Consider the following 13,546-nt stretch of genomic DNA (forward strand, 5'->3'; position numbering starts at 1 on the left):
CAGCCTTTCTCGATCGAGTAGAAGGCAGGCTTTCCAGGCAGCCTGAAACATGGTCTAATCGTACCCTATCGGCATGTAGGCGCAACAACATTTGTGTAACACTTGGTGAAATTAACAGAAAACTGACGATGTACTTTTTGCGCAACCATAACAGAGAGTTATTTTAAGATTAGCAATGGCTATTAATGTAAAACAAATCACTACTGATATCACCCTTGAGCTGGATGAGGAAGTGATTTCTATGGCAGATTTTCAGAAAGCCACTGACAACTTTTTGGGGTTGGTTAAAGAGCTGTCCAGGCAGGTTACTGGGAATAAGGCAGATAGCGGTGAATGGTCTGTTAAAGTTTATTCTGGAAGCGCGGCAGTAGGAGTGATGCCGAGCGCACAAAATTTGAATTCTGACAGGGTGCGCGAAATAATGGTTTCCGGAATTCGCTCTTTGGCTAACGGAGTAAGGCCGGGAGAGTTTTCCGATAAAGCCGTTGAGTATGCAAAATCTCTTGCTTCCTTATTCAAGAAATCCAAAGTTGAGCCAAATGTAAGGATTTGGTCTAAACAAGAAGAATCTGTTCATGTCGTTCGCAAAGTAGCCACCGAAGCGGACAATCTTCTTGCCCCAGCCTATGAAGAGCAGGGGGCTGTAGATGGAATCCTTGAGCGCGTGGATGCTCATGGAAAAATGCAATTTGTCATATACGATGTAATTGATGAGCGCGCTGTGAAATGCGAGGTTACTGAATCTCAATTACAACAGGCACTAGGAAATTTTAAAAAGAGAGTTGAAGTTATCGGCACTGTCAGATTTAGAAAAGATGGAATGCCAGTAAGCATAAAGGCGTCGCGTATTGTCAATTTTCCAGATAAAGCTGAAATACCAACTCTTGCGCAGATGAGAGCGTTGCTTGCAGGAGAGGCTTCCACATGACCCATGTTGTATATTGGGACTCAGATGCGTTTCTTGCTCTCATCAATGAAGATAAGTTGCCTGCTGAATTGGCTGATTGTAATGATGTTTGGGCCACATGTGAGAAGGGATTACTACATATTGTCACTTCAACGCTTACAACTGCTGAAGTGATTCATAAGAAAGGGACTCCCAAGCTAGACCCGTCAAAGCGTCAATTAGTTAGTAACTTTTTCAGGCAAGATTTTATTAGCCAAAAGCCATTGACTAGAGAAATTGCAGAGCTTGCGCGAGATGTTGTGTGGGACTCGAATATCCACCCAAAAGATGCAGTTCATGTTGCTACATGCGCATATTATCAAACAAGAGTACTTCACTCGTTTGACGTAAATTTGGTTGGCAAGGGGACAATTACCGTTAACGGCTTTACTATAAGCGTTTCAAATCCTAAAGCGGCGACTCAAAGAGAGATTCAAATTGAAAGCCCTGAAAAGTGCTGAAGACAATATAAGTATACAGTAACCGGTAACTAATAATTCCACGCTCATCACTCCAATAAATGCAGATACCTACTGCTGGTAGCAATGTTGGCGTGTCCCATGTTTTCCTGCACCTGGCGTAGATCCATGCCCTTGGCCAGCCATGAACTGGCTGCCGTATGCCGGAGCAAATGCGGGCCGCATTGGGACTTTTCGATGCCTGACCGGATGAGCAATCGGGATACCATCGTATGCAAGGCCTTGGCGGGAATTGCTTTTCCCTGGTCAGTCACGAACAGTGCATCGCTTTGCGGATGGGAACGATGACGGATCTGCAGCCAGTTCCGCATCGCTTCAACGCCTTCCGGCTGGAATCGCACCAGGCGTTCCTTGTTGCCTTTCCCGACCAAGCGGATCCTGCCCTCAAAATAATCACCAGCATCCTTAACGGACATGGCCACCACTTCAGACGCTCTAAGCCCCGTATCGAGAATAAAGCGGATCAGCGCCTTGTCGCGCATAGCAGCATAGGAAGTACCCCGATCTATGTGCGTAAGCAGCCTTTCCATCTCTTGCCATGATAATACGGGAACCAGCCGCTTTTCCTTGAATCCACCCCTGCCGCCGCTTCTGCGCTCTCTCTGAGCGCGATGTTCTTCCTGATAGGATAAGGCCAGATTAGGTAAGGAATCGTCATTCAGGCTAAGAAACTCATAAAATAGCATCAGGGTAGCCATTTTAACGTACTGGCTACTCCTCTTGCTTTTCTCCCCATGTTGCCCGGTTCTGATGTATTTCCGCACCATGGCAATACTGACTTCGCTCAGGTCTTCTACGCCGTCATAATCCAGTGCGTCAAGGAATCTCCGCGCATGCGCACAATAACCGCGAATACTGACCTGCGAGTAAGGATTGGTGAAATTTGGCCCTGCAAGCCACTTTTCAAACTGCTGAATCCAGCCATCACAGTCGATCATGCCGCTATTTTTCCTCTCTCTGTATCTGTAGTGGGAATAATACAGCAATTATTCCCACTACACGAACCTCATAATGGCCCCTTTAGGGCGTATTTCTAACAAATCTTATTCCTACATATATCTTACTGTTGGCATCTATGTCAATTACAGTGATAAAATACCATTGTGGTTACGCAAAAAGGAGATTGTTCAACATGGTTAAGAAAAACACATCGGGTCCGGTCCGTCGGGTTTGTGCGGATATTGTGGGTGATGATGCGGTTGATCTGGAGATTCTGGAAGTTTCTCTCGGTATTCAGCGAATCGCCAAAAGCAAAAGCGACCGTGACGGTCTGCTGATAAAATCTGCATTGTTGGCACTTGGACGCGCTGTTGACGACTATCGTGCAGAAAGTGGAGTAAAGCATCCAGAGTATGAAGCATTCGTTGAATGGCTCAATACTAATGGAAATACGCAAGATGCGGCCAAGACGGGTTCTTTTGCGGCGGTTGGTCATTTTCTGGAAAGCGATGGTGAACTCTCTCACGACTAAGCCAAGGCTGTGGTCGTGGTGTGAACAGTTCGCTTTGAACGGCGATCTGGAGCCGCTATAGCTCCGGCCCGTTTTTTAATTCACCCAGCTTAATATCCCTGCTCAGCCCAGACAGCAATCCGTTGACAGCATTCTCGAAATATTTTTCATACCCGTCCTTGCCAAACACCCGGTCAAGTCGTGTCTGGGGCAGAAACCTGGACATTTGGGTGCGAAAAGCATCTCCGCCAGCGATCACAGGAACTGCGGCAATCGCCCTCTCCAAAAATTGTGGAAAGCCCTCCAACCCATAATCCGTGATCTTCTTTTTGACCAGACGGGCGTCCATCCGCGCCCCCTGATGGGACAACCAGGCAATATCCCAAATATCCCGATGTCTGACCCGCGATGGGGTAAACTCCATCTTTTGGTCAACCATTCTGGAAATGGATGCGGGAAGCGCAATCAGTTTATCCGCAAGAATCTCGTCCATGGACTCGACCGCCACCAAAGGTTGACTACGCCCCTCCAGAACGGAGTAGTTAATTCGCACTGGAAGAATGTCCCTGGAATATGCCGGCACATTGGCAATTTCCAGTTTGATCTTTTGCCGTGGCAGGTCCGGACGATCCGGGCTGGTCTGGATCGTGATCATCCATTTATCTACCCGCACTGCCCCATCAAATGGTGCATTCTTGGGTTCCCGGACCGCGATATCCAGACCAAAGCGCTTGCCAATCTTCCCGGCAATGCAACCTTTGAGGGCAGCCATACTCTTGGCCGAAAAATTCTTTCCACCTGCAAAGTCAAGGTCTTCGCTAAATCGCTCCGAGCCATAACATAAGCGCAAAGCGGTTCCGCCCTGAAACACCAGGCCATTTAATAGTCCATCTTCATCCAACGCGCTAAAAATCTCATAATGCAGTAATTCCTTTTCCACCACAGGACGGAGAAACCCAAGTCCATCACCCTGCATGGCCAAACTCACATATCGCGCAAAATCGTTTTCATTCATCATCCACCTCATTTAGATCAATCATGTTCACGTTCCGTCCCACACGATAAAGGTCCTGAATGGCGGCCTGCTTCTTGGCAATCCGTAAAGGGCGTCCCTTGACGATCAACGTTCTTTCCAGAAGATCCGGAATGCTCCGCCGGGTATGCGTGAATTCAATCGTTCCAAATGGGGTCTTGTGGAGCCCTCTTGCGCCGGTGGTCATGACCGTCAGGCGATCGATGGGGATCTGGGAAATCACCCCATATTCCGAGAGAATGCTTTCCAGGGAAACGTAACTGAAATCTCCCGGGCGCAGGGCCTGCGCGATATGCTCGATCAGCCAGCCCCTGTGTCGCGCCACAGCTGGGCCAAAAACATAGATACCGCGAGCGGCGCGTACCAGAAGTCTGTCCTGGCACATGCGCTGCAAACTCTTTTCCAGCGCTTTCTCGCTATCCTGCGGAAAAATCTTTTCCAGATCCCGCCGGGCATAGACGACAAGACTTTTCTGTTCCAGAGCGGACAGGCGATTCAGCAGATCCATGCGTTTCATGTATGTGATAACCAGACAGTTATGTAGGGTTTCTATGCACATAGTAGCACATGCTCTGCAGCCTGCCTAGCCAGTATCTTCTCCCTGCATATTGTTCGATCCCATCAGTCTATGCAGGTCGGCCTTGTCCTGCTTACGCTCCACCCGGGTGCTGTCGGGCCGCCATTCGTCGCTACCATCCGGTAAAAGGATATCCCGGAACTCGGGCACGGTCTCCTGAATCAACTGGACCGTTTCGTCCAGGGCGAACATGGCATCCTGGATGTCCACACTGTCTGTCCCGCCCGTTTCCTCGCTATCTGCCACTCCCTGCGTATCTGCCGTCTCTGTCGCCGGCGTGTCCGTCGCCTGCAAACCCTCCACGGAAACGGGCGCGGTAACTGGTGTGACCTGATCATCCGGCCCATCCATTCCCTCGAAAGGATCGCCCTCTGGTGCACCGGGCTGTACCGTAGGTGCGATCACCCCGCTATGTCCCAGGATTTTCTCGTAATCAATCCGCTCGACAATCTCTACCCCATGGGCTGGCGGCGGAATCTGCGCCCGTTCAAGAAATGTGGGATTCCTGAAATAGAGGATCTGCCGACCATAGACGGGCGCGAAACCTGCCACCAACACCAGCATGTCACCCGCCTTGACGATGTCTGACCCGCGTTTTTCGGGACCACGCAGCCGCAGCACTTCGTCCGGCGTGAGCAGATCGCGGCCCTGAAACTGTATGGACCGGCTCTGGCCTTTGGGCGAGGGAATGAACCCGCCTTCCATGCTTTGTGTGACATTCTCCATGGACACAGTTTTTTTGCCGAGCTGTTTGGAGACCCATTCGGCCGTGCTGATTTCGTTGGGCGCGTAGATCACCCGGACATGGCAGTTGTTGATGATAACGCCGCCACCCGACTTGCCATAACCCCGGTTCTCGTCTTCCAGTTGACTCTTGTCCTGGGTAATCAGGTACAGCTTGACGTTGTAACCCGCAAGGAATGCGATGGAATCCAGGAAGATATCCATCTTCCCCAGGGACGGGAATTCGTCTAGCAGCATGAGCAGCGGGTGCTTGCCGATGCAGGCCATGCGCCCGCCTTTTTCAGTGAGACGATCCTCGCTGGTAAACTTCGAGACAATCTGGTTCAGGACAAGCCGGATCAACGGCTTCAGGCGGTTCTTGTCCTCCGGACTGGTCACCAGATACAGGGAAACCGGCTGGTCGGCATCCTGCAGGTCCTTGATCCGGAAATCCGAATACTCCGTCCATTTGGCAACAATGGGGTCCCGGTACAGGGACAGGAAACTCATCATGGTCGAAATCACGCCCGACTTCTCGTTAGCTGCCTTGTTCAGCATTTCCTTGGCAGACTGGGCGATAACCGGATGGACCTTGGTGTCCCGTCCCGCCCCGTCTTTCCAGTGAAAACGCCCTGACGGGTCATGCTCGGTGCTGATCATGACCTTGAATGCGTCATCAACTTCCTGCAGCGCGGGATTGTTGAGATAGGCTGCTACACCCCGCAGGGTCTTGTCCTTTTCGGCATACAGCACATGCAGAATCACCGAAGTCAGCAGGGCGAAGCCCGTCTTCTGCCAGTGGTCATTCAAGCCTTTACCGTCCGGGTCCACGATCATGGTGGCGATGTTCATCACGTCTTTCACTTCAAAAGTGGAACCGACGCGGATTTCTTCCAGTGGGTTGAAGTGACAGCACTGGTCTTCCTTGCCCTGATCTTCATCACCGGCCATTCCGAAACCCGGATTGAATTTCAGGATACCCTGCCCGATGGTCTGCCGGTATCCTGCCGTGAGCAGATAGTTTTCGCCCTTGATATCATGCACCACGACGGACTCCTGCCAGCCGCCGAGCAGGGTGGGCAGTACCAGGCCCACGCCCTTGCCGGAACGGGTCGGCGCGAAGGCGATGATATGTTCGGCACCGGCGTGCTGCAGGTATTCCGTCTGATCCTTCTCGTTGACGAATCCACCCACATAGCACACCCGGTTGCTGGGCTTTTGTCCTTTGGCGGGCAACAGAGACATGGCGCAGGCTTCCTTTCGCGTTGCCCAGTGTGCCGAGCCGTGCAGGTCGGTTTCAAATTGCTGATTCCAAAGACGGTTGGAACGAATGAACTGCCAGATCCCCACGCCAAGAGTTGGTACGGCAGTAACAATCCCGGCAAACATCACGGCCTGCTGCATCAGAGGATAGGCCCAGAACTGCCAGGCCATTTTGCCGAATTCGACAGGCGAATAGACGGGCAGCCCGAAGAGGGGCTTCGGGACGTAGCCGGGAAAGAAGTTCGGGGCGTACCGGCCGATCTCGAAGTGGACACTGAGGCTTGCGCCCAAATAGGCTGCGGCCACGGCGGCAAAGAGGGTGGCGAAAAGGCCCAGAAATGGGGCATTGCGAATGGCCCGCTGTTTGCGGTAGTCCAGCAGGTTTTGTTCGGGGCCGTGGGTCTTGGCAGACATCGACTGTTTTTCTCCCGTCGAAAGCAGTACAGCGAAAGGGTATAGCCAAACGAGATTCAGCTATACCGCAACAGAAGGAAAGCCTTGTGGAGGACTTCAGTTGCGTTTGCGATGGTTTCTGCCGGTTGGCGGGTTGGCATGTGGTGCATCATGGATGCTACCGGTTTCCTGGGTGGCCCCCCTGCTCTCCCTCGTCTTTGTCCTGCTGGTACTGGCAGGCGGGACAAGGGCGCTACGCTTTACCACGGCCATAGCCTACTATGGTGCAGGGTCCATCGGGCTGGTGCGGGGTGTGGATGCTTTTTTTGGTCCAGATAGCTCCCTGATCGAAGGGATGTTTCTCTGGCTGGGCGCTTCCGCCCTGCTTTCCATAGGCTGGATTCTTGTCAACCGCCCATGGAAGGCGGTAGTGGTCCTGCTTTTCGATGCCTTGGTGCCGCCTCTGGCCCTGTTCGACTGGATGTCTCCCCTGTCGGCGGCGGGAATGCTTTTTCCCGGTACGGGGATCGTCGGGATCATGTCATACCTTGCCGTATTTCCGCTTCTGGACAGGGGTTTGTGGAAAGTCCTCATGCAGAAAGTCCGATGGGTTCTTCTAATGATACTGATCATTCTGGCGATTGTCCTGAACGGGCAATATCAGCCGGAACCGGTACCGGAAGGCTGGCAAGGCACGGTTCTCCATGTCGGACCGGAGAAAAGGAACATACTGGCCGGACAGGAGCGACAGGACCGGATTATCCAGCAGATTCAGAAACAGGCTCCCGATGCTCGTATCGTCCTGCTCCCGGAAACACTCATCACCGCCTGGATAGGGAATCTTCATGCGTTTGAACAGGCTGTCCGCCCTGGCAGCGTCTGGCTCGTCGGTGCTGCTGTTCCCCGGCAACCGGGCGTGCTCACGGACTCCATCATGGCCGTTACGCAGGACAAGGCGCGGATACTTTTCAATTCTGCCTTTCCGGTGCCCGTCAGCATGTGGCGACCCTGGGTAGCCTGGTGGGGGCATGCGCCGCGCAGTTACCTGTATCGGCATGGCGCCCGCTTCCGGGCTGCCTGGTGGGAACCTGTCCGCATCATGGCTGGCAAACGGGTATTTGCGTCCATCTGTTACGACCAGTTATTGCCCGCCGTCTGGCTGGAAGCTGCCTGGCAGCGCCCGCAGGTGGTGCTGCTGACCAATGATGAATGGTGGGCCAGGAAGACCGGGATTCCGGTTATCCAGCACAACAGCAGCTGGGCATGGACACGTCTTCTGGGGGCGGCGGGGATCGAGGCAGAGAATTTCTAGTTCTGGCCCCGGACTGCTTGTACCAGTGACTGCGCGGAGATATGGGTGTAGCGCTTCAGCATTTGTGTTGATTTATGCCCCGTAATCGCCTGCGCCGTCATGATAGGGATACCTTTTTCCACAAGGCGGCTGGTAGCCTCATGGCGTAAGTCATGGAAAGTCAGCCCTTCAATACCCGCTCGTTTTACAGCCCGATTATAAACAGCCCGCATACCATTATTCGTGTATTTCCAAACCCTGTCATTCTGATCCTTCGTCCTGGCCTGTTGCCGTTGTAAGACTGCTTCTGCCCGTTCGGACAAAGGCACCAGTCTTGCAGACCCATTCTTGGTTTCGGGTAGATAAGCAATATGGTCCAGCCAGTTGATGTGTCGCCATTCCAAGTCCATGATTTCCCCTTGGCGCATGGCGGTTTCAATGGCGAAAATCACAATGTCTGCCAGTTCCGGGTTCGTAAGGGAACAAGCGGCCAATAAACGAGATTCTTCATCACCGACCAGCCGTCTATCCCGCCCTCTGGGCAGCTTCGGCTTGCGGACCAGAGGAACCGGGTTCACGAGATCGGGCATACCCCATTCCTTGCGGGCCACGCCGAAGAGGAAAGACAACAGTGCGAGATGCAGACGCACGGTATTGGGGCTCCAGGACTTTTCCTGATCCCATTGCCGCAATGTCCGAGACAGGTGAGCCCCGTCCAGATCGGCCAGCGGGAAAGGCCCCAGGACTGCCCGCAGGTTGCGGCAATAGGTGGGCTCGATTTTTCGGGCGTTGGCGCTTTTGGCAGGCAGCACTTCCCGCTCATAGCGGTCCAGGGCGTCGTTCAGGGTGAACTGCCGCATTTCGATTCTCTGCCGCAGGCGCTCCGGGGAGTTTTTCTGGATTTCTGATTCCTTTTCGACAGCCCAGCGCTGAGCGGCCAGCTTGCTGTCGAATGTGGCTGTCAAGGCAGGATAACCGCTCCGGCGGATCTGTGCGCGCCAAAATTTGCCCCGCTGGAAAATGGTCGCCATGCTCCCCCCCTGTGTTTTCTTACGCAGGGACACAGCATACGGGATGTGGTGCAAGTGGTGCAAATAGTGGTGCAATTTTGTGAAAAAAACGGGTATATTAGGAAATCATGTGAGTTGTAAATTATTGTTTTAGCTGCAAGGTATTGTTTTTGCTTAAAGCCGTTTTCGATTCGTAATCAGTAGGTCAGAGGTTCGATTCCCCTCAACGGCACCAAATAAAACAAAGGCTTGGAGAAAAACTCCAAGCCTTTTTTATTACCAGGGTCAACATTTGGGTCAACTTTTTGGTGATGCATCTGGATTGCTTTTGGAACAATGAAAATCTTCACTTAGTAGCGGGTGAATGTGCGAGGCGCTAAAACCACTAATCTGTGTGCGCGATTTCAACGGCTAGCAGCCTGTCGGACTTTCGGTTTTGAAGTAGCGTAACACATTGATTAATATGCGTTTAAAAAATTTCCAGAAAATGGCAGGTGCAATAGAATCAGTGGGTTACGTGAATAATCCGACAGGCTGCTAGTGTAGTGTTGCATTCTGTTTGCTGCTTAAATGGCTGTTGGCGCGAATGACTTTTTGCAGGATGTCGCGGGCGGTTTTGGTCCAGATGAAAGGTTTGGGATGGGTGTTGTGGTGGTCGATGTACCCCTCAATGGCCTGGATGAGTTCAGGCACACTGGTGAACACCCCACGACGTAACCGCTGGGTCGTGATATCCCGAAAGAAACGCTCGACCATGTTGAGCCAGGATGCCGAAGTGGGCGTAAAGTGCATGTGAATACGCGGGTGCTTGTCGAGCCACGCCTGTACTACCGGGTGTTTATGGGTCGCATAGTTGTCGGCGATCAAATGCAGAGCCTTGTCCTTGGGCGTCTGCCGATCAATTTTCTTCAGGAACTTCAGCCATTCCACATGGGTATGGCGCTGTTGACACTGTCCGATGACCTGACCATCCAGCACGTTGAGGGCGGCAAACAAGGTCGTGGTACCATTACGTTTGTAGTCGTGGGTCATCGTTTCTGCGCGGCCCTTTTTGAGGGGAAGTCCCGGTTGGGTCCGGTCCAGGGCCTGCACCTGACTTTTTTCATCCGCGCAGAGCACCAAGGCATGCTCCGGGGGAGACATATACAACCCCACAATATCTTCCAGCTTTTCCACAAAATGCGGGTCACGTGACACCTTGAAACCACGCAGCAGATGAGGCTTGAGGCCATGCTTGCGCCAATGCCGTGACACACTGGCGGCACTGACACCCAGTTCTGCCGCCATCCTACGCGTACTCCAATGCGTCATCGCTTCCGGCTTACTCTGCGTGGTCAATTCTACCAGACGGGCCACATCCACTTTCACCGGAGGGGCGCCGCGCGGTAAATCGCGTTCAATGCCCGACAAGCGGTGTTCCAGATAACGCTTGCGCCAACGTGCGACTTGCAGGCGATCCACCCCCAGGCGCTCCGCAATTTCTTTGTTCTGCAAGCCCTCTGCCGCCAGCAATATCATCCGTGCCCGTAATGACAAGCGGACACTGCTTAATCGGGAGGCGACTATACGGGACAACTCGGACCGCTCTTCGCTGGTTAAAGTGACTGTGGGCGCAACTCGCAAGGCTCGACTCCATTCATACCCTCAACATGGAGCTATTTTATCATCATTAACCTTAAGGTTCACCAAGAATGCAACACTACACTAGCAAACCATAAACATCGTCACAGCCGCATTCGCTTCGTCAGCAACGCCCGGCCCATGCATAGCCTAACCTACAGGTCTAACAACTGAACAATCTGAAATAATGCCCGTCTGATTAAGACGGCATCAATATGCATAGAGCATTGTTTATCCAGGTTGAAGAGAATGCGGAGCAGTCATACGGATTACTGTTAGTTGAGGATTTTCGCTGCATACAGCGTCCACCATCGCATTGAATCCTCGGGCATCATAGATCTGCGACTGTAATGCGCGTATAGGCCTATATGACCCCGGCAATCGACTGAAAAAAGACTAACGACAGTATGCTAGTCATGCGACACTCCTAGTTCGACTCGCATCAACAGCTGATCTTCCGGCGGATTCCATCAGGCCCCGCATGCAGATTATCCTGCATTAAACGGCGGATATAAGGTAGCAACCACCCCTCAACATTTCAGACATCGCATTCGCTTATACACATGGAGGTATATCCATATTTTCTCAGGAAATAGTCACTGGGCGGCATTACTTGACATGACGAGCATAAGGCGATCATCATAACAAGTGGTGAATACATGTTGCTTCATCATTCTTCAAAGAATCGGAGGTTTTATGCTTGTTTTCAGGGTGGTAACTCGGGATGGATCACCGCAATCATAGCGGCGATCTCATTGATGATGATGCAGCGCAATCAGCGCAAATTTCAGAGAAAAAACCAGCGGTTAATGGTGCTGAAATCGATAAAAATGGGAAGAAAAGGCAAAGCCTGCCTCAGATTCCCGAAATATTAAATCTTAAGCAGACGGCAAAGATGTTTGGGGTGTCACCCTCCACAATTCGGAGATGGACAGAACCAGACGGCAAATACTACTGGAAGGAGTTCCCGAAGCCCGAACGATTTGGCGTGAAACTTCGTAAATTTAATCGCAGATTACTCTTGAATTTTCTCGAAAAGATGTACGATGATCCGTAAGCTGTCACAGATCATAAAAGGCCTCGCACTTGTGCGGGGCTTTTTTGTCTGTGACACTTTATTACCTGAAGAAGGCAAAAGAAGCATGACAGATGGCGTCAAAAATTCGAAGGGTTAAATTCTAGATTTTTATATATATAAGGCGAATCCTGCAATATATATATCACGGTGGTATTCACAAAGCGCATTCCATTAGGAAGATTTGCGTCTTCAACACTGATAATTTTATGTTGCTCTAACAATCTTAGTGCTTCGTTATACTCTGATTTTTTTCTGACCGGACTATTTCTTTGGAACTGGTCCATTCTTATTACATTATACGAAACACCATTTTGAGCAACCACTTCTCTGTAATATTTCTTTTTGGTAAGCAAGAATGATAATATTTTCTGTGCTTTTATAATGGTTGATAATTTAGGCCTATCTGGATTTGAAATGTGACTCAAAGAGCGCGCATAAGATAGTGTTAAATCGAATGCCATTATCAGGTGACGAAAACTAATAATTCGAGAATCAGGATTATTAAAAAGCTCAAAGTGCGCAGCAATCCTGCAAGAATGTTCAACAATCCTTACGGCAAACCATTTTATATCATCAAATTCATTGTGTTCACTAGCCATGTAGCTGTCTAAACGCACATTGTGATCTTTAAGAAACTTTATGCAATCATTATCTAATTTAATGACATCTTTCTGAAAAGTATCACCAACTGCAATATGGTAAAATCTGTTTTTTTCCAGAGCGTGGGTTATGTAATTTTCCCACTCTTCAATTGTTTTAACTTGTTCATCGTTGAGTGGTTCATAAAATTTTTGTTTCTGTCCTATCAGTGAAGCTGGATTGTAAATGAAAAACCGAGCTGCCAAACCTGAAGTTATAAATTTATGATCGTTATCTAATATATCTTCTACGAGCTCTGGCTGAACCATAAGCAGCATTGATAACCTGGGATGCGGCGCATATATTTTTACATGCGCTTGTACAATATTTATAGGGTCTCCAGACCATGCACCGCAAAAATTTGATGCGTATTTTAATAGCATATCATTGATCATCCCTGCTGCATCGGGGTTTACCAGTAGTGTAGCATTTGACCCCCCCGAATCGACCAGTGCATCTCGAAGACCTCTCAGTGATGCGTCCGTCAGCAAAATTTTAGGTGAAATCGGTTCTTTGGGACATTCTTGAAGATGCTCATGAATTTTTTCATTCAATAGTATTCGACCTTTTGACTCGTTTTCAATTGCTTTTTCGAGGCGCTTCTCGAGCACTTTTTGTTGTTTATTAAAAATAATTTTTTCTGCCTTGAAATCAATCATATTTCTAACGTATGATTCGTTTATTTTTTTTTCAAATTCCAAAACTGGAGCTAGAACTGCAGAGACTGCTGATGACTTTCCGTCGCCTGTTCCGCTCATAATTAACCCGTAGAAATTTAAAGGAATTCTTCTTCCTGACAGGCCTTCCACATCAATATTCGAACTATAAACTGCCGACAATACTGTCATTAGAGCTAAAAAAATCGTTGGTGTTGGTGACGCTGTTTTATGCTGATAGGCATATATGAGCTTTTGTAAATTCAACGGAATCAGTTTGTCTGGAAGAGATTTATCTGGTATCCCATCAAAAATGTGTCCCGTTCCAAAATTGGTCATAGAGTTATGAATAATATCTTCCACATCGCACCTCGAATTGATCGTTTTA

The 13,546-nt window shown here is 50.2% G+C and carries 12 protein-coding genes; 5 read left to right on the plus strand and 7 right to left on the minus strand.

What is annotated here, in order from left to right; all coding sequences use genetic code 11:
* Positions 1-175: 175 nt before the first annotated feature.
* Both GCD22_RS11975 and GCD22_RS11980 read left to right on the plus strand, forming a co-directional pair.
* On the plus strand, positions 176-928 hold the full coding sequence (locus tag GCD22_RS11975) for a hypothetical protein (protein WP_031568974.1): 753 nt from the start codon (positions 176-178) through the stop codon (positions 926-928).
* Positions 925-1,407, plus strand: a complete 483-nt coding sequence (locus GCD22_RS11980) for a type II toxin-antitoxin system VapC family toxin (RefSeq protein ID WP_051690429.1) — start codon at positions 925-927, stop codon at positions 1,405-1,407. Before GCD22_RS11975 ends, GCD22_RS11980 begins: the two co-directional genes overlap by 4 nt.
* A 47-nt stretch (positions 1,408-1,454) precedes the next feature.
* Here the strand turns inward: GCD22_RS11980 and GCD22_RS11985 are convergent, their stop codons facing one another.
* Positions 1,455-2,363 carry a tyrosine-type recombinase/integrase gene (locus GCD22_RS11985; RefSeq protein ID WP_031568969.1) on the minus strand — a complete coding sequence of 303 codons (909 nt, stop codon included), beginning with the start codon at positions 2,361-2,363 and terminating at the stop codon, positions 1,455-1,457.
* Between the two features lie 194 nt (positions 2,364-2,557).
* Here GCD22_RS11985 and GCD22_RS11990 point away from each other — a divergent pair, with 194 nt between their 5' ends.
* Entirely contained in the window at positions 2,558-2,896 is a 339-nt protein-coding gene (locus GCD22_RS11990; RefSeq protein ID WP_051690428.1) for a hypothetical protein, read from the plus strand.
* A 55-nt stretch (positions 2,897-2,951) separates the two neighbouring features.
* On the opposite strand, the gene GCD22_RS11995 is transcribed toward GCD22_RS11990, so the two are convergent.
* From GCD22_RS11995 to GCD22_RS12005, 3 genes are all read right to left on the minus strand, one after another.
* Complete coding sequence (locus GCD22_RS11995; RefSeq protein ID WP_077273660.1) at positions 2,952-3,893, minus strand: nucleotidyl transferase AbiEii/AbiGii toxin family protein; 942 nt, start codon at positions 3,891-3,893, stop codon at positions 2,952-2,954.
* A complete protein-coding gene (abiEi, locus tag GCD22_RS12000; RefSeq protein ID WP_035209402.1) occupies positions 3,883-4,425 on the minus strand; it encodes a type IV toxin-antitoxin system AbiEi family antitoxin in 543 nt (180 codons plus the stop codon). Before abiEi ends, GCD22_RS11995 begins: the two co-directional genes overlap by 11 nt.
* Positions 4,426-4,491: 66 nt before the next feature.
* Positions 4,492-6,885 (minus strand): type IV secretory system conjugative DNA transfer family protein, encoded by a 2,394-nt coding sequence (locus GCD22_RS12005; protein WP_051690425.1) that lies wholly within the window; start codon positions 6,883-6,885, stop codon positions 4,492-4,494.
* A 100-nt stretch (positions 6,886-6,985) separates the two neighbouring features.
* On the opposite strand from GCD22_RS12005, the gene GCD22_RS12010 reads away from it, so the two are divergent.
* Positions 6,986-8,176 carry a carbon-nitrogen hydrolase family protein gene (locus GCD22_RS12010; protein ID WP_244947526.1) on the plus strand — a complete coding sequence of 397 codons (1,191 nt, stop codon included), beginning with the start codon at positions 6,986-6,988 and terminating at the stop codon, positions 8,174-8,176.
* Here GCD22_RS12010 and GCD22_RS12015 read toward each other — a convergent pair.
* Together GCD22_RS12015 and GCD22_RS12020 are read right to left on the minus strand one after the other, a co-directional pair.
* Positions 8,173-9,186: an integrase gene (locus GCD22_RS12015; protein WP_031568930.1), complete on the minus strand. Its 1,014-nt coding sequence runs from the start codon at positions 9,184-9,186 to the stop codon at positions 8,173-8,175. The two genes, GCD22_RS12010 and GCD22_RS12015, sit on opposite strands and share 4 nt — an antisense overlap.
* A gap of 516 nt (positions 9,187-9,702) precedes the next feature.
* Positions 9,703-10,788, minus strand: coding sequence for an IS630 family transposase (locus tag GCD22_RS12020; RefSeq protein ID WP_153940443.1), 1,086 nt, complete (start codon positions 10,786-10,788; stop codon positions 9,703-9,705).
* 721 nt (positions 10,789-11,509) lie between these two features.
* Between GCD22_RS12020 and GCD22_RS12025 the strand changes: the two genes are divergently transcribed.
* The gene (locus GCD22_RS12025; RefSeq protein WP_010638078.1) at positions 11,510-11,842 is read left to right on the plus strand and encodes a helix-turn-helix transcriptional regulator; all 333 of its coding nucleotides are present in this window, start codon (positions 11,510-11,512) and stop codon (positions 11,840-11,842) included.
* A gap of 98 nt (positions 11,843-11,940) precedes the next feature.
* Here the strand turns inward: GCD22_RS12025 and GCD22_RS12030 are convergent, their stop codons facing one another.
* Positions 11,941-13,521, minus strand: a complete 1,581-nt coding sequence (locus GCD22_RS12030; RefSeq protein WP_140391080.1) for a DUF3987 domain-containing protein — start codon at positions 13,519-13,521, stop codon at positions 11,941-11,943.
* Between the last annotated feature and the right edge of the window lie 25 nt (positions 13,522-13,546).

The sequence above is a fragment of the Acidithiobacillus thiooxidans ATCC 19377 genome (assembly GCF_009662475.1).
GTDB classification, from domain to species: Bacteria; Pseudomonadota; Gammaproteobacteria; order Acidithiobacillales; family Acidithiobacillaceae; genus Acidithiobacillus; species Acidithiobacillus thiooxidans.

Excerpts from the sequence above, each read along its gene's own strand:
- GCD22_RS11975 (WP_031568974.1), top strand. The coding sequence starts at position 176 with ATGGCTATTAATGTAAAACAAATCACTACTGATATCACCCTTGAGCTG.
- GCD22_RS11980 (WP_051690429.1), top strand. The coding sequence starts at position 925 with ATGACCCATGTTGTATATTGGGACTCAGATGCGTTTCTTGCTCTCATC.
- GCD22_RS11985 (WP_031568969.1), bottom strand. The coding sequence starts at position 2,363 with ATGATCGACTGTGATGGCTGGATTCAGCAGTTTGAAAAGTGGCTTGCA.
- GCD22_RS11990 (WP_051690428.1), top strand. The coding sequence starts at position 2,558 with ATGGTTAAGAAAAACACATCGGGTCCGGTCCGTCGGGTTTGTGCGGAT.
- GCD22_RS11995 (WP_077273660.1), bottom strand. The coding sequence starts at position 3,893 with ATGATGAATGAAAACGATTTTGCGCGATATGTGAGTTTGGCCATGCAG.
- abiEi (WP_035209402.1), bottom strand. The coding sequence starts at position 4,425 with ATGAAACGCATGGATCTGCTGAATCGCCTGTCCGCTCTGGAACAGAAA.
- GCD22_RS12005 (WP_051690425.1), bottom strand. The coding sequence starts at position 6,885 with ATGTCTGCCAAGACCCACGGCCCCGAACAAAACCTGCTGGACTACCGC.
- GCD22_RS12015 (WP_031568930.1), bottom strand. The coding sequence starts at position 9,186 with ATGGCGACCATTTTCCAGCGGGGCAAATTTTGGCGCGCACAGATCCGC.
- GCD22_RS12025 (WP_010638078.1), top strand. The coding sequence starts at position 11,510 with ATGGATCACCGCAATCATAGCGGCGATCTCATTGATGATGATGCAGCG.